Annotated in this window: 14 protein-coding genes; 5 read left to right on the top strand and 9 right to left on the bottom strand. The window is 65.5% G+C overall.

What is annotated here, in order from left to right:
* The first annotated feature begins 241 nt into the window (after positions 1 to 241).
* On the top strand, positions 242 to 1,246 hold the full coding sequence (locus tag ACQP0C_RS11285; protein ID WP_433732886.1) for a LacI family DNA-binding transcriptional regulator: 1,005 nt from the start codon (positions 242 to 244) through the stop codon (positions 1,244 to 1,246).
* 66 nt (positions 1,247 to 1,312) lie between these two features.
* Positions 1,313 to 2,332: a Gfo/Idh/MocA family protein gene (locus ACQP0C_RS11280; protein ID WP_433732885.1), complete on the top strand. Its 1,020-nt coding sequence runs from the start codon at positions 1,313 to 1,315 to the stop codon at positions 2,330 to 2,332.
* A gap of 196 nt (positions 2,333 to 2,528) precedes the next feature.
* Here the strand turns inward: ACQP0C_RS11280 and ACQP0C_RS11275 are convergent, their stop codons facing one another.
* On the bottom strand, positions 2,529 to 2,993 hold the full coding sequence (locus ACQP0C_RS11275) for a nitroreductase/quinone reductase family protein (RefSeq protein ID WP_433732884.1): 465 nt from the start codon (positions 2,991 to 2,993) through the stop codon (positions 2,529 to 2,531).
* A 100-nt stretch (positions 2,994 to 3,093) separates the two neighbouring features.
* On the opposite strand from ACQP0C_RS11275, the gene ACQP0C_RS11270 reads away from it, so the two are divergent.
* Positions 3,094 to 3,723, top strand: coding sequence for a TetR/AcrR family transcriptional regulator (locus ACQP0C_RS11270; protein ID WP_433732883.1), 630 nt, complete (start codon positions 3,094 to 3,096; stop codon positions 3,721 to 3,723).
* Between the two features lie 150 nt (positions 3,724 to 3,873).
* Here ACQP0C_RS11270 and ACQP0C_RS11265 read toward each other — a convergent pair whose 3' ends face one another.
* Entirely contained in the window at positions 3,874 to 5,259 is a 1,386-nt protein-coding gene (locus ACQP0C_RS11265; RefSeq protein ID WP_433732881.1) for a vWA domain-containing protein, read from the bottom strand.
* The gene (locus ACQP0C_RS11260) at positions 5,256 to 6,146 is read right to left on the bottom strand and encodes an AAA family ATPase (RefSeq protein WP_433732880.1); all 891 of its coding nucleotides are present in this window, start codon (positions 6,144 to 6,146) and stop codon (positions 5,256 to 5,258) included. Before ACQP0C_RS11260 ends, ACQP0C_RS11265 begins: the two co-directional genes overlap by 4 nt.
* A 265-nt stretch (positions 6,147 to 6,411) precedes the next feature.
* On the opposite strand from ACQP0C_RS11260, the gene ACQP0C_RS11255 reads away from it, so the two are divergent.
* Together ACQP0C_RS11255 and ACQP0C_RS11250 are read left to right on the top strand one after the other, a co-directional pair.
* Positions 6,412 to 6,720 (top strand): hypothetical protein, encoded by a 309-nt coding sequence (locus ACQP0C_RS11255; RefSeq protein WP_433732879.1) that lies wholly within the window; start codon positions 6,412 to 6,414, stop codon positions 6,718 to 6,720.
* Between the two features lie 237 nt (positions 6,721 to 6,957).
* Positions 6,958 to 7,362 (top strand): hypothetical protein, encoded by a 405-nt coding sequence (locus ACQP0C_RS11250; RefSeq protein ID WP_433732878.1) that lies wholly within the window; start codon positions 6,958 to 6,960, stop codon positions 7,360 to 7,362.
* A gap of 63 nt (positions 7,363 to 7,425) precedes the next feature.
* Here ACQP0C_RS11250 and ACQP0C_RS11245 read toward each other — a convergent pair whose 3' ends face one another.
* The 6 genes from ACQP0C_RS11245 to ACQP0C_RS11220 all read right to left on the bottom strand — a co-directional run bounded on the left by ACQP0C_RS11245 (position 7,426) and on the right by ACQP0C_RS11220 (position 15,308).
* A complete protein-coding gene (locus tag ACQP0C_RS11245) occupies positions 7,426 to 8,472 on the bottom strand; it encodes an acyl-CoA thioesterase (protein WP_433732877.1) in 1,047 nt (348 codons plus the stop codon).
* 104 nt (positions 8,473 to 8,576) lie between these two features.
* On the bottom strand, positions 8,577 to 9,737 hold the full coding sequence (locus ACQP0C_RS11240) for an alkane 1-monooxygenase (protein ID WP_433732876.1): 1,161 nt from the start codon (positions 9,735 to 9,737) through the stop codon (positions 8,577 to 8,579).
* Between the two features lie 276 nt (positions 9,738 to 10,013).
* Positions 10,014 to 11,318 carry a lipase family protein gene (locus ACQP0C_RS11235; RefSeq protein WP_433732875.1) on the bottom strand — a complete coding sequence of 435 codons (1,305 nt, stop codon included), beginning with the start codon at positions 11,316 to 11,318 and terminating at the stop codon, positions 10,014 to 10,016.
* A gap of 321 nt (positions 11,319 to 11,639) precedes the next feature.
* Positions 11,640 to 12,641, bottom strand: a complete 1,002-nt coding sequence (gene ilvC, locus ACQP0C_RS11230) for a ketol-acid reductoisomerase (RefSeq protein WP_433685605.1) — start codon at positions 12,639 to 12,641, stop codon at positions 11,640 to 11,642.
* A 238-nt stretch (positions 12,642 to 12,879) separates the two neighbouring features.
* Entirely contained in the window at positions 12,880 to 13,383 is a 504-nt protein-coding gene (gene ilvN, locus ACQP0C_RS11225) for an acetolactate synthase small subunit (RefSeq protein WP_040693551.1), read from the bottom strand.
* On the bottom strand, positions 13,380 to 15,308 hold the full coding sequence (locus ACQP0C_RS11220) for an acetolactate synthase large subunit (RefSeq protein ID WP_433732874.1): 1,929 nt from the start codon (positions 15,306 to 15,308) through the stop codon (positions 13,380 to 13,382). The genes ilvN and ACQP0C_RS11220 overlap by 4 nt, the downstream gene beginning before the upstream one ends.
* Positions 15,309 to 15,604: the final 296 nt, after the last annotated feature.

The raw sequence follows: 15,604 nt of genomic DNA, 5'->3' as shown, positions 1-15,604 counted from the left end.
ATCGACACATGCGCTCCGAACTATTGGAGCGCTCCAACTATGTAACGTGGGTCATAGTGTGTCAAGTACTGCATCGGCTGCTGCGATATCGCTGCTACCAGCGAAAATTGAGTCTTCCAGCGGAAATGCGGCGAGTTGGCGATGGGAAAAATGTCGGATTAGAGCGCTCTATTGCCTAGGGTGCGCCAACCTTGTAACGTCCGACACGGCACGAGCACGGCGAAGACGGAACGGAGGCGAAATGGCGCGACCGACCATGGAGGACGTCGCCGCCCGCGCCGGTGTATCCCGTGCGCTGGTGTCCCTCGTCATGCGCAACTCGCCCAAGGTCAGCGAACACCGCCGTCGCGCGGTACTCGAGGCCGCGAAGGATCTGGGCTACCAACCGCACATCATGGCGCGGTCGCTGGCCAGCCGGACCTCCAATATCGTCGGCGTCATGGTCTCCGACCTGCGCAATGCGTTCTTCGCCGATGTAGTGGAGGGAATGGACGCGGCCGCACAGGATGCGGGCCTGGAACTGATCCTCAATACCGGGCGCCGCAGCGCGGCCCGTGAGCGCACCGCACTGGAGAGCCTGCTGTCCTTCCGGCCCGGTGGCGTCATCCTGCTCTCCCCCGTACTGCCCATCGCGGCCGTCCGCGAAGCCGCCGAAAAGTGCCCGGTGGTGCTCGTCTCGCGCAGTTCCGCCATCGCCGATGTCGATACCGTCAATGACGACGGCGAGACCGGTGCCGCGCTGGCCGTGGATCATCTGGTCTCGCTCGGCCACCGCCGGATCGTGCACCTCGACGGTGGCGGTGCCTTCACCTCGGCCGCCCGCCGTCGCGGCTACCGCGACGCCATGGCGCGAAACGGGTTGGAGCCCATGATCATCGCGAGCGAGCACACCGATTCTGCGGGTATCGCCGCGATCCAGAAACTGCTGAATCTGTTCTCTCGCGACAATTTTCCCACCGCGCTGGTGTGCGGCAATGACTTCAACGCCGTCGGCGCGATGTCGGCGCTGGAGGAGGCCGGACTCTCGGTACCGCACGATGTTTCGATCGTCGGTTATGACAACACGTCACTGGCCGCACTGCGCCATGTTTCCCTGACCACCATCGATCAGCCCCGAATCCAGATGGGCCGCTTGGCAATCGAGGCGCTCATCGAGCGCCTGCGCGACGGCCGCGCCGAACCGGTGCGCCGCCGCTTGCAACCTTCACTGGTCGTCCGCGCGACGACTGCCGCTCCACGCGACTGAACCGGGTCCGACTGTCGTCCCTGTATCACCCCACCGCCAGTTCGTATTTCATCAGGAGGAGAGCCGATGACATCCGCGCATACCGTCACCGTTGGCCTGGCAGGCACCGGAAGAATCGGCACCTCCCATGCCGAGACGCTCAAACACCTGCCCGGTGTCGACACCGTCGTCGTCGCCGACGCCGACGCAGAACGCGCCCGTGCCGCTGCCGGAAAGCTCGGCGTCGAAGTCGTAGCCGATATCGACGCCCTGCTCGCCTCGCCCCTGGACGGCCTGGTCATCGCGACCGCCACCGACTCCCATCCCGAACTCATCACCAGAGCCGTGGATGCGGGCATCCCCGTCTTCTGCGAAAAGCCCGTGGCCGCCGATATCCAGGGCACCCTCGACGTCATCACCCACATCGAGAACTCCACCGTCCCGGTCCAAATCGGCTTCCAACGCCGCTTCGACGCGGGCTACCGCGCCGCCCGGGCCGCCATCGCCTCCGGCTCACTCGGCTGGCTGCACACCCTGCGCGCCACCACCCTCGACCCCGCACCCCCACCCGCCGAATACATCCCCCGCTCCGGCGGTCTGTTCCGCGACTGCGGCGTCCACGATTTCGACATCATCCGGTGGGTAACCGGACGCGAGGTAGTCGAGGTCTACGCCACCGGCGCCAATCGGGGCGAAACCTTCTTCGCCGACGCAGGCGACGTAGACACCGCCGCGGTCCTGCTGCGTCTGGACGACGCGACCCTCGCCACCGTCTCCCTCAGCCGCTACAACGGCGCAGGCTACGACGTCCGCCTCGAGGCCCTCGGCTCCCGAGGCAACGCCATCGTCGGACTCGACGACCGCGCCCCCTTGACCTCCGTCGAACCCGATTACACCCCCTCCGCTCTCCCCGCCTACCCCGGCTTCATGGAACGCTTCCGCCGCGCCTACACCGACGAACTCGCCGCATTCTTATCCATGATCAAGGGCGACCTCGAAAACCCCTGCACCCCCACCGATGCGTTGGAAGCGTTCTACATCGCCGAGGCCTGCGAACTCTCCCGCCGAGAAGGCCGCACCGTCGCAGTTTCCGAAGTCCGGCACTGATCCGGACCCTCGTCACCGGCCGATTGCGTCACCGCTCGTGCCGCACTCGGTCACGACAGCCTCGAATCTCGGCAATGACGCGCCACCGGGATGATCCACCGCCTGAGCGGCAAGGTCGTCGCGGCCGTCGCGGAGGCGATGGAGGCGGATCAGCTGGCCGAGCAGTTGTGGGGCGGCAGCGAAGATCATGGCCGGGCTACCGGGGGCGGAGGCGGACTACCGCGATGCCGTGGGACAGGGCGGTGCGCAGGGCGGGGAGGTTGGTCGTGCCGTCGGGGTCGAGGTGGATTTTGGCGAAGCGGCCGTGGGTTGGATTTTGGGTGAGGATTTCGCGATAGAGCGTGGCGGCGCGGGATTCGTCGGTGATGACCTCGTGGTCTGCTTGGATGTCGGTGCCGCGGAGGCGGATTCGGACCGGAGTGCCTGGGATGAGGTTGCGGCGCCAGCTGGCGGCGGTACCGATCAGGAGGTGGCCGTCGTGTTCGGCGTAGCCGACGGGGTTGGCGTATTCGCGGCCGGTCTTGCGGCCGGAGACGGTGATGATGAGGAGTTTCTTGCTCAGTAGGGGGTGCAGGCGGGATCGGAGGATGGCGCGGACGATGGTGTCGCCGATGCGCTGGGTGCGGGATTGGGTGGTCTGGGCTTTGGTCGAGGTTGGCATGATGCCTCCGCTGGTCAGCTAATTACTGAGTTGATACTCAGAAAATACGACTGTGTGGGGCATACTGCAAGGGTTGATTCGGTGTGGAGAGGAGGTTGCGGTGACGGCGTCCGCGGATGGCGCGCGGCCGACTCGTGCGCAGCGGGGACGGCCCTCGACGGGGGTACGGGAGTCGGTTGTGGTGGCAGCGCAGGAGATCCTGGTGGAGGCGGGGGTGGCCCGGTTGACCACCAAGGAGGTCGCGAAGCGGGCGGGGGTGGCCGAGTCGAGCATCTTCTACCACTTCGGGGATCGAATGGGTTTACTCCAGGCGGTGATCCAGCGGCATCTGCGGCCGGTGAAGGATGTGCTCGGGGAAGTCGAGGGACGGCCCGGACTGCGGGCGGGGCTGGTCGCGCTCATCGAGGCGTTGGAGGGGTTCTTTCTGGATGCGATTCCGGTGATGGCCGCGGTGCAATCGGACGCGGAGTTGCGCGCGAAGTATGTCGAGCGCAGTCGGGAGTTGGATATCGGGCCGCACCGCGCGGTCGACGCTGTCGTTGCGCACCTGTCGATGCCACATGCCGACCACCGCGTACCCGCCTCGGTCGATCTGCGAGCCGCCGCTCTGCTCCTGGTCGGCGCGGCGCATCAACGAGCGCTGCAACGACGCCTGAGCCCACCCGATGTGGTCGCGGCATTACCCACAGCCGAAGCCATTGTGGACACGGTTATGTCGATGCTCAGCTGAGCCGGCCGAGTGCCTGCGAGCGGTGAATCGACTCGCGGAAGTCGACCTGTCCGTCGCGCCCGCATACGCCCGGCCAGCGACGCCCGAACTGAACCCGTCGTCGCCACGACCGTGCCGGTCTTCCGCTGACGGACACCGGGGGTCTACTCGTCAAGCAGGCAACAGCCGACCGATGACCTCGGCGAGCTGTTTCACATTGCGGCATTCGTGCATCGTGATGCGCTCGGCATACACCTGTGCAGCCGAATCACCGGTGGACCAGGAGCGGGCGGGTTCGGGGTTGAGCCAGTAGGCGTGTTCGGCGCGGTCCGACATTGTTTGCAGGGCAGCGAGGTTCGGATCGGTACGGTTGGTGCGAGCATCGCCGAGTATGAGCAGGGAGGTGCGGGGGCCGAGGGCGTCGAGGTAGTTGTCGACGAAGCCTTGCAGGGCCTCGCCGTAGTTGCTGCTGCCGAAGCGGGCGACCTTGGAATCGCGCACGATTCGGGCGGCGGCACCCGGAGCGGGTGGCTCGCCCGGGGTGAAGAAGCCCGTGATCTCGTCGCAGGTGTCGATGAAGCCGAAGCTGCGGACCCTGCTGAATTGATCCTGCAGTGCTTGCACGAGTTGTAGGGTGAATTCCGCGAAACCCGTTACGGAGCCGGATAAGTCGGCCAGCACGACCAGATCGGGACGGCCGCGTTTGCGGGCGCGCAGCACCGGGTCGATCGGCACTCCCCCGGTCGCCATGGAGCGACGCAGGGTCCGACGCATATCGATCTGGCCGCGAACCGCCTTGCGGCGACGGGCGGCTAGGCGGGTGGCGAGTTTGCGGGCCAACGGGTTGACCAGCCGGCGCATTTCGGCGAGGTCCTGTTCGCGGGCGCCGAGGAAGTCGACCCGATCGGTGCTGGATTCGACGCCGCGGCGGGCTATGTATTCGGTGCCGCGCAGTTGCGCGGAGCGCAGGCGAGCCTCGGTTTGGACGGCAGTGCGGAATTCGCGCAGGCGGCGGTCGGCTTCGATGGTGCGCACGGTGATGTCGAGGTTATCGCCCATGCCCGCGACGATGCGTTCGATGAGTTCTTCTGGCCGTAGGGATTTCATGGTCAGATAGGAGGACCAGCCCGCACCCGATGCGGTGGTGACCGGGCTCGAGGTCACGCCGCTGCCGACGCCGCCATAGCCGCCCAACTCGGTGAGCGCCTGCCGAGCGAGTTCGGTTACGGCATCGCGGTCATCTCGGGCGAGGGCATCCGCCAAACGCTCGCGCAGTGTGTCGATGGACGCCGACGTCGACGGGGTTGCCGACCGCGGCTGCTCGGCGGTCAGGAAGTAGAGATCGAAGAGCTGGTCGAAAACGGCGCGCTGACCGTTGCGGCGCAGCAGACAGGCGGCCATGCCGGAACGCAGGCGATTGCGGTCGGATAGACCGAGCGCGAGCATGGCCTCTGCGGCGTCGATGGTTTCGCTCGGACCCGCGGAAATTCCGTGGTCACGCAACAGTCCGACGAATTCGACGAGGCGATCGGTCATCGTATCGATGGGTGCGGTCACGATGACCTGCGTTCGCGCGGCTCGACAGCGGGCAATTCCAGGCGATCTATGGCGATGCGGTGGTCGGCTCGGTATTTCAGCAGTACGCCGAGGGTGGAGCGCACGACATTGCCGGTGAGGTTGCGGGTACCGAGAGCGACCAGAGTTCGCGCCCAATCCACGGTTTCGGCGATCGACGGCGGCTTGCGCAGCGACAGTTCGCGCAGGGCGCCGACGGTTCTGACCACCGGCTCCCCCAGCGCATCGTCCAGCTCGGGCACCTTCAGGCGAAGGATGGCACGTTCCAATTCGGCTGTCGGGTAGTCGATGTGCAGGTAGAGGCAGCGACGTTTGAGCGCCTCGGACAGATCGCGGTTGGCATTGGAGGTGACGATGACGAACGGCCTGCGGACAGCGGTGACGGTACCGAGTTCGGGGATGCTGACCTGATAGTCGCCGAGCACCTCCAGGAGCAGTCCTTCGAGTTCGATATCGGCCTTGTCGAGTTCGTCGATGAGCAGCACGGTCGGATGCGGGTTTCGAATCGCGGCCAGCAACGGGCGTTGCAGCAGGAATTCTTCGGTGAAGACGTGGTCGCGGGTGCTGTCCCAGCCTTCGTTAGCGGTGGCGGTGATGCGCAGCAGTTGCTTGGCGTGATTCCACTCGTAGAGCGCGCGGGCCTCATCGATGCCCTCGTAGCACTGCAGGCGCACCAGGTCGGAGCTGGTTGCGGTGGCGATCGCCTTGGCCAGCTCGGTTTTGCCGACCCCCGCCGGGCCCTCGATCAGCACAGGCTTGCCCAGGTGACCGGCGAGGAACACCGCGGTGGCGATGTCGGTGGAGGGTAGATATCCGGCGTCGGTGAGCCGCCGCGTCACCTCGTCGACCGAGCCAAAGAACTTACTCATCAGTAACTAGTCTACGGCGTGCGAGCGCGATCGACCGGTCGGGGGGCGGCGGCGTCAGTGGGGCTGGACAGACCCTGAGCCCAAATGATCGCCGGCTAGGGGAATCGTCATACCAAAGGCTGATTCTCCCCTCGAATCCCAGTCCACCTCTGGCCTTTCGGACAAAAGCGGCACAGGGTGGACGTGCGGTCGATGCGCACATGCGAGCAGACCCTCGGCGGGGGATGGCGAACGCACCGTTCGCCGCAGATAGAAAGGATTCACGGTGTTTTCCAGAACGACGTCCGTTCCAGGCCGGGCCGTGGTGGCCAGAGTGGCCATCGCCGGTGCACTCGCCGCAGTTCCGTTGACCGCCCTGGCGATTCCCGCCTCGGCGGATCCGACCGCCGCCGAACCCGGCGTGACCGAGGTGCGGCACCCGCACAACGATTGGGATTGCGACCGCCCCGGCTCCTTCGACGACTGGGACCACCACCCCGGCCGATGGGATGATTGCGACTTCCCCGGTCGCTGGAACGATCCCTGGCGATTCCCCCGCCACCTCTTCCCGCGCGGCGCGTTCGGCAGCAGCTGATCGCGAGCAATAGCGGCCCGGTACCGAACAGGTGCCGGGCCGTTCTGCGTTCGGCCCCGGGCGCTGTGCCGAAGTAGCCGACCCCACACTGAGAACTCTTGTCGCCAACCGACTCCGGGTTGATGCTTCCGGGAACACCCCACCCCAGTCGTATCCGGTCTCATACTTCCGACTGAAATAACCCTGAATCCGCCTGCGGCAGGAGATTTTTCGGCGACAACACGCCAAAGTGGGGACATGACAATGACGCCTCGTCGGATACTGGCCCAGGTGGCCGTGGCCGCCACCATCGCCGCAGTTCCCTTGACCGCCTCGGCGATTCCGGCCTCGGCAGCGCCAGCGACGGGCTCCGCCGGATCCGGCCCGGCCTGCGAGAATTCCGAAAATCGAGACGCGTGCGAACGGGCATGGCGGGACGAGCAGGCGCGACGCAATCGCGAGAACGATGACTGGGCGCACAGCCTGAACAATCCGGCCAACCCCATGAGCCCGCTCAACCCCAATAACCCGGCCAACCCGCAATATCAGTGGGAGCACAGCCTGAGCAATCCCGCCAACCCCATGAGCCCGCTCAACCCGTCGAACCCCGCCAACCCGAACAGCCCGCACAACCCCAATAATCTGCCCCACCCCGAGCACTGACCACGACCCGAGAACGCCGGTGACCCGCCTCGAACCGGAGCGGGCCCGGATTCTCGCCGCGATTCACGGCATGGGCGCGCGGAAGTGACTGGGTTCGGCGTCGGCGGGCACGGCGCTGGCCACGGTGAACGGCTCCACCTCGGCCCGCAACTCGATGAGGTGTCGAGCATGCGCCGCCAGCGCGCGGTCCTCCTCGGACTCCGGAACCCACTGCCGGACGGGCAGCGCCTTTCCACTGCCGTCGACCGCGACGACGACGGCGAGCCCGTGCGCCGCGAGGACCGGTTCGTCGGAGTGGGCATCCGTGGCGGTCACGTGCACGCTGACGTGCATACTGCGCGGACCGGTATAGATCAGCCGAGCGCTGACCTCGACGATATGGCCGATGACAATTGGTCGGTAGAACCGGATCCCGCCGAAGTAGGACGTAATGACATGCTGTCCAACCCAATCGGCGCCGCAGATATAGGCCGCCTCATCGATCCACTGCATGGTGCGGCCGCCGTGTACCTTCCCGCCCCAGTTGATATCCGATGGCGCCGCCAGAAATCGCAGCGTGCCGGTGGGCGCGGTGCCCGCCGACGTGTACTGCTGGGCGGCCATCGCCTCTTCGATCCGCTTGCGCACCGAAATCCGCGCTCGCGCCTGCCGATGCCGCTGCAACTCGAGAATCGTGGTCGGATTCCACTGCGGCACTTCCACGGTCCGCCGAGTGTCGTCGATCGCGACGAAAATCGTCAGACATTGCGCCGTCTGCACCGGCTTGCGGCGCGTGGGATCGGTCGAATAGACGCTGACGAGGATATGCATGCTGGTGCGTCCCGTATGCACGAGATTCGCATGCAATTCGACCAACTCACCGACCGCGATCGGCCGGTCGAGATGAATGTTTCCGACATAGGCGGTGACGCAGTAACAACCACTCCACTGGGCCGCCGCCGCATAGGCGACCTTGTCGATCCATTCGAGTAGCTTTCCGCCGTCGACCGAGCCCGCGATGCCCGCATCGGCCGGTTTGACGAGAAAGCGGTGGATGGCCTCGGCACGTCGCCCGGCAGCTGCCGGGCTCGGTACGGAAGCGGGGACAAATGTGGTGGATGAGGTGCTCACGACTCGCGATCTGTTCGGCGGACAATGGTTCCGACTCCGTTGTCCCCGAAGACGATAGGCAACCGCGCCGCTACGGGCGAGTAGCCAGCCCCGCCGATCCGAAGTCAGTGGACGTATCTGGCGGAGCGAGGGGATTCGTTGCGACGTTTGGTTCGAGATTTGGTGTTGACGAGGTTGATATCGCCGCCGTAGTGGGCCAGGACACGATGGTCCATGACCGCGCGCCAGATCGCCGGAATGATCGCCAGCAGGATCATGCTGGCGTAGCCAGCGGGTAGCTGCGGCGCCTGCTCGGAGCTGCGCAGGGTCTGGTAGCGGCGGCCGGGATTCGCGTGGTGGTCACTGTGGCGCTGTAGATGGAACAGGAATACGTTCGTGACCAGACGGTCACTGTTCCAGCTGTCACGCGGAGAGCAGCGCACATAGTTGCCATTGCGACCGCGCTGGCGAAGCAGCCCATAGTGCTCGACGTAGTTCACCGTCTCGAGCAGCATCGCGCCGATCAGCGCCTGCAATAGCACGAACGGGATCACCATTGGCCCGAAGGCGACGATCAGCGTGCCGAACAGCGCGACGCTCATCGACCAGGCCTGCAACAGATTGTTATCCAGGCAGAACCAGCGCTTTCCCTTGCGGGACAGGCGCTCACGCTCCAAGGCGAGCGCCGAGCGGAAGCCGCCGAGCACAGTGCGCGGCAGGAACTCCCACAGTGATTCACCGAATCGGGCACTGGCCGGATCTTCCGGCGTCGCGACGCGCACGTGATGGCCGCGGTTGTGCTCGACGAAGAAGTGCCCGTACCCCGACTGCGCCAGTGCGATTTTCGCCAGCCAGCGTTCGAGGCGTTCGACTCTATGGCCGAGTTCGTGAGCGGCGTTGATTCCGATGCCCGACACGACTCCGAGCGTCACGGCCAAACCGAGCTTGTCCGATATGCTCAGTGCGTCTCTGGACCAGAGAAATCCCGCGATGAGCAGGCCGATGAACTGCAGCGGCAGGAAAAGGTAAGTGCACCAGCGGTAGTAGCGATCGTTGGACAAGGCCTCGTAGTCCTCGTCGCGCGGATTGCTCCCGTCATTACCAATAGCCCAGTCCAACAGCGGGATCACTACGAGCACAATGATCGGACCGATCCACCAGAACATTTCCAGGCCCGTACGGGCCACCAGTTGTGAGGGAAGTACCGAACAACTCGGAGCGATCAACCCCAGTATCCACAGATACCGCTTGGGGTCGCGTCTTTCCGTATTCTCGAAGATCGACATAGGCGCCTCGGGCATCCAACAGAACAACACCGACAGAGAGTGTGGTCGCCGAAATCCGTTGCGGTGAAACTGTCGCTCCAGAATAGCTGTGTCTGCGCCGCCCGCCAGCGATCTTCCGAAATCCACATTCTGACCTGGCGGCTTTCCTCAGCCGAGGGGTGAATCTCGCCGCGCCCGGCAGTGCTGCGGCCCGGAAATCGAATCCGGTACTCGATCAGCGTGCCCGGCGGCGGGTTTCGGCCCGCCACCGGGCATTACGCAGCGAAAATCACAGCGCTACGGCAGCGCCGCGCAGTTGGACGGAGCGGGCATACCCGCGAGCCGATCGGTCAACCACTGCTGCGAGGCCACCATTGCCGGGAAGAAGGCGATCACGTGGGTGCCCACGAGGCCGGATGCGGGGGGAATTTCGGCGTTCGCTTCCAACTGAACGGGCACTCCGCTACCACACCAACCGGCGGCCACTTCGCGCACCGGCACGAATGGCGCTCCCTGGTCGTTCATGGCCGACGCGGTAAGTACCGGAACGGACGGGGCGCGGAAACCGATACGCTGCTCGGCGAATACCGCCTGCAACACCGGGGACCGATCGATAACGGCGGTGAGCGGTTCTCCGCTGGTGGTCCACTCGGACGTGCGTCCATGCTCCTGGGCAAGTCCGGCCGGGACCGAACATTTGCCCAGGGATTCCTGCAGGATCGCCTTGCCGAGGTCGTTGAGTTCGGCGTCGAGCACCGGGCGGGTTTCCGGGTAGTCGGCGGCAATGCCATTGAGTATCCAGGCGAATGACGGTGCGAAATCGGCGCGGCCATCGTTGAATCCGATGAAGTACTCGTCGTCCACCACCGGTCCACCGACGTAGGCGCCGCGCACATTCAGATCGGGGGCATAGCTCGATTGCAGTTCGGCCGCACCGGCGGAGGCCATACCGCCCTGCGAATACCCGTAGAGGATGACCGGAGTGCCGGGGTTGAGACCGGTGCCGGGCAACTGCAGGGCAGCGCGCGCGGAGTCCAGTACCGCATAGGCTTGCGACTTCCGGTTGAGATAGTCGTGCACGTCGGGCGTGCCGAGGCCGTGATAGTCGGTCACCACTACCGCCACACCGCGGTTGAGCAGCGAACGGATTGCCACCAGGTCGTATTCGAAGATGATGTCCAACGGAGGCTGGAAATCGACGATCTGCGCCATCAACTTCGAGGGCGCGCATTGATCGCCCTGTCCCTTGGTACCGCCCGCGTATGCGATCAGCGGCCGCTCGCCCGGACCGGTCCACGGCACGCTCGGCTGTAAATACGTGCCCACCACTGCCGTCGGCGCATCGTGGGTATCGCTGCTGACGTACATGATGCGCGTCGCCGCCGCGGGGAACACGCCCGGCTGCCCGGGCGCCGACAATGCCACCGCCGCCGGTTCGGCGCGAACGATCGTGCCCCGCCCGTCCGGGAGCGCTGGCGGTGGAAGGTAGAAATCACCGGCCTCGGCGACCGGTTGCTCCCCGGCCGGTTGTGCCAACGTATGGGGTGCGGCGATAGTCCAGCCGCCGATCACAATGAGGGTTCCCGTCAAGGCTGCGGTCAATCCAAATATCCGGCTGCGCACGATTTCGGATCCTTCCTGCGAATTTGGGAGGTACCCATGGCATCTAGAATCGGATAGAGAGGGTATCTCCAGCAGTATCGGTTTTCCGTGAATCCCGACGAGAATCGCCGATCCGTGACGGCCTCGAACCCCGCGAACACCGGGGTCCAATTCGCGTGAGACTCCTCGATTACGAGCTTCGGGCGAGGCCGATATTGCTGATGTGCGTAGCGGCAATTGCGGCCGCGGCATAGCCGACCGCCGAAACAACAGTGGCCCACCCCGACGAATCGGGATGGGCCACTGTGGTGTTCGCGGGTATTACGCGGTTTCGGTGATCGGCCGGTCGACCCAGCTCATCAGGCCGCGCAGCTTGGCGCCGGTGACCTCGATCGGGTGCTCGGCATTGGCCTTGCGCAGCGCCTCGAGCTCCTTGTTGCCGCCCTCGACATTCGCGACGAGCCGCTTGACGAAGCTGCCGTCCTGGATGTCGCGCAGGATGTCCTGCATGCGCTTCTTGGTGTCGGCGTCGATGACCCGCGGGCCCGACAGGTAGCCACCGAATTCGGCGGTGTCGGAGACCGAGTAGTTCATCCGGGCGATGCCGCCCTCGTACATCAGGTCGACGATGAGCTTGAGCTCGTGCAGCACCTCGAAGTAGGCCATCTCCGGCGCGTAGCCGGCCTCGACCATGACCTCGAAACCGGTCTTGACCAGCTCTTCGGTACCACCGCAGAGCACCGCCTGCTCACCGAACAGGTCGGTCTCGGTCTCTTCCTTGAAGGTGGTCTTGATGACACCGGCGCGGGTGCCGCCGATGCCCTTGGCGTAGGACAGCGCCAGCGCCTGGCCCTCACCCTTCGGGTCCTGGTCGACGGCGATCAGGGCCGGAACGCCCTTGCCGTCGACGAACTGGCGACGCACCAAGTGGCCGGGGCCCTTCGGCGCGACCATGCCGATGGTCACATTGGCCGGGGGCTTGATCAGGCCGAAGTGGATGTTGAGGCCGTGGCCGAAGAACAGCGCGTCGCCGTCCTTCAGGTTGGGCTCGATGTCGTTGGTGAAGATCGACGCCTGGGCGGTGTCGGGGGCCAGCACCATGATCACGTCGGCCCACGCGGCGACCTCGGCCGGGGTGCCGACGGTCAGACCGGCCTCTTCGGCCTTCGGCCGCGACTTCGAACCCTCAGCGAGGCCGACGCGGACCTCGACGCCGGAGTCGCGCAGGCTCAGCGAATGCGCGTGCCCCTGGCTGCCGTAGCCGATGACAGCGACCTTGCGGCCCTGGATGATCGACAGGTCGGCGTCGTCGTCGTAGAACATCTCGACTGCCACTGTAGGTTCCCTTCGGATCATCCCCGCCTTGGCGGGGCACACCTGTTCGGCACAGGTGATGAGTTTGCAAAATTCGGATCAAATCGGGTCCCCCCGCGTGCGCGGGGAGCGCGGCACGCCGACCGTCGATCGCAGCAAGACTAGCTCGTCGTCACGATCGACCGATCAGGCACTAGCCGACCAGCCCGTTTTTGGGCTGGTCCAACCAAAACCACTGCGGCGAGCGTCAGCGAGTCGCGGTGATGGATTTCGGACCACGACCCACAGCCACCACACCGGACTGCACGATCTCCCGGATGCCGTACGGCTCGAGCATCCGCAGCAGCGCGTCGAGCTTGGATCGGGTTCCGGTCGCCTCGACAGTCAGCGCGTCCGGCGAGACGTCGATCACCTTCGCCCGGAAGAGCGTAACCGCCTCGATGACCTGGGTCCGCACGCTGGCGTCCGCACGCACCTTCACCAGGATCAGTTCGCGGGCGACCGAGGTGTCGGCGTCCTGCTCCACGATCTTGATCACATTGACCAGCTTGTTGAGCTGCTTGGTGACCTGCTCGAGCGGCAGGTCCTCGACGGTGACGACGATGGTCATGCGCGAGATCTCCGGGATCTCGGTGCCACCGACCGCCAGCGATTCGATATTGAAGCCACGGCGGGAGAACAGCGCCGCGACTCGGGCCAGCACGCCCGGCTTGTCCTCGACCAGGACGCTCAGGGTGTGAGTGGTACTCACTGATCGGTCCCCTTGTTCTTATCGTGCGACATCGCCTCGTGGATAACGGCGGGCTCGGCGGCCTGCTCGTCCTCGTCGAAGAGCGGGCGAATGCCGCGCGCGGCCATGATCTCGTCATTGCTGGTGCCCGCGGCGACCATCGGCCACACCTGGGCGTCCTTGCCGACGATGAAGTCGATCACCACGGGACGGTCGTTGATGGACTGCGCCTCGCGGATGGCGGCCTCGACGTCTTCCTCACGCTCGACCCGGATGCCGTGGCAGCCGAGCGCTTCGGCGAGTTTGACGAAATCGGGGATGCGCAGGGTATGCGTGCCGAGATCGGTGTTGGAGTAGCGCTCCTCGTAGAACAGGGTCTGCCACTGGCGGACCATGCCCAGGTTGCCATTGTTGATCAGCGCGACCTTGATCGGCACGCCCTCGACGGCACAGGTGGCCAACTCCTGGTTGGTCATCTGGAAGCAGCCGTCACCGTCGACCGCCCACACCTCTGTATCGGGTGCGCCCATCTTGGCGCCCATGGCCGCCGGAACGGCGTAGCCCATGGTGCCGAGACCACCGGAATTGAGCCAGGTGCGCGGCTTTTCGTACTTGATGAACTGCGCGGCCCACATCTGGTGCTGGCCGACACCGGCACAGTAGATGGCATCGGGTCCGGCCAGGCGGCCCAGCGCCTCGATGACGAACTCGGGCGATAGCGATCCGTCGCTGGGCGTCGTCCAGCCGAGCGGGTAGCCCTTGCGGATGCCGTCGAGGTATTGCCACCAGTCGGTGAGGTCCAGCTTCGGCGCGCCGGAGGGGTCGGCTTTGAGCGTCTCGATCAGTTCGACGATCACCTCTCGGCAGTCGCCGACGATCGGGACATCCGCATGCCGGTTCTTGCCGATCTCGGCCGGGTCGATATCGGCGTGGATCACCTTGGCGTCGGGCGCGAAGGAATCCAGCTGACCGGTGACGCGGTCGTCGAAGCGCGCGCCGAGGGTGATCAGCAGATCGGACTTCTGCAGCGCGGCGACCGCGCCGACGGTGCCGTGCATACCGGGCATGCCCATGTTCAGCTGATGGCTGTCCGGGAACGCACCGCGCGCCATCAGGGTGGTGACCACCGGGATACCGGTCAGCTCGGCCAGTTCCAGCAGCTGCGGTGAGGCGTCGGCCTTGATCACGCCGCCACCGACATAGAGCACCGGCTGCTTGGCCTCCAAGATCATCCGGGCGGCCTCGCGCACCTGCTTGCCGTGCGGCTTGGTCACCGGACGGTAGCCGGGTAGCCGCATCTCCGGCGGCCAGCTGAAGGTGGTCTGCGCCTGCAGCACGTCCTTGGGGATATCGACGAGCACCGCACCCGGGCGACCGGAGGCGGCCAGGTAGAAGGCCTCCGCGATGATGCGCGGGATATCGATGCCCTCGGTGATGAGGAAGTTGTGCTTGGTGATCGGCATGGTGATGCCGGAGATGTCGGCTTCCTGGAACGCGTCGGTGCCGATCAGCCCGCGTCCGACCTGGCCGGTGATGGCGACGATCGGGACCGAGTCCATCTGCGCGTCCGCGATCGGGGTGACCAGGTTCGTCGCGCCCGGACCCGAGGTGGCCATGCAGACACCGACCTTGCCGGTGGCCTGCGCATAACCGGTCGCCGCGTGACCCGCGCCCTGTTCGTGCCGGACGAGGACGTGGCGGACCTTGGTGGAATCGAAGAGCGGGTCGTAGACCGGGAGAATCGCGCCGCCGGGAATGCCGAATACCGTGTCGACGCCGAGCTCCTCCAGGGAGCGGACGACGGACTGCGCGCCGGTGACCCGCTCGGGCGGGACCTGGCGGCGGTTCGCCGCGGTCGTCGGACTACCGGCGGCCGCGGCCGGCTGATTCGCCGAAGGCGCTGGCCTGCGGGCCGAGGGCCCGGGCCGTGCGGTTGGTGCACTCACCGTCTTCGTTCCTCACTGTTCGTACTAGACCCCGGACAACTGTGCTTGCACGTGGTGCCTTGCGAAGCGGCCACGTGCCAGGACTCTTGTCCCGAACACAAAAAAGCCCCCGACAGCGCAGGGCTGTTCGAGGGTGGCGCGTCGCAACGCGAGCTGACGTATTCGACTCAGGTAGTCAGGCTCAACGCTGGACGCGCCGGCCGATTACGAGCAACTCGTTTCGATTCACGCGCATGACGGTATGTGTGCGCGAGTCGATCAGTCAAACAGGTCTCATTATGTGAGACCGAGCGGGT

The organism is Nocardia sp. CA-129566 (genome assembly GCF_050956075.1).
Taxonomy (GTDB): Bacteria; Actinomycetota; Actinomycetes; order Mycobacteriales; family Mycobacteriaceae; genus Nocardia.
Note: the sequence above shows the minus strand (reverse complement) of the source record. Positions and strands in the feature narration are given on the sequence as shown.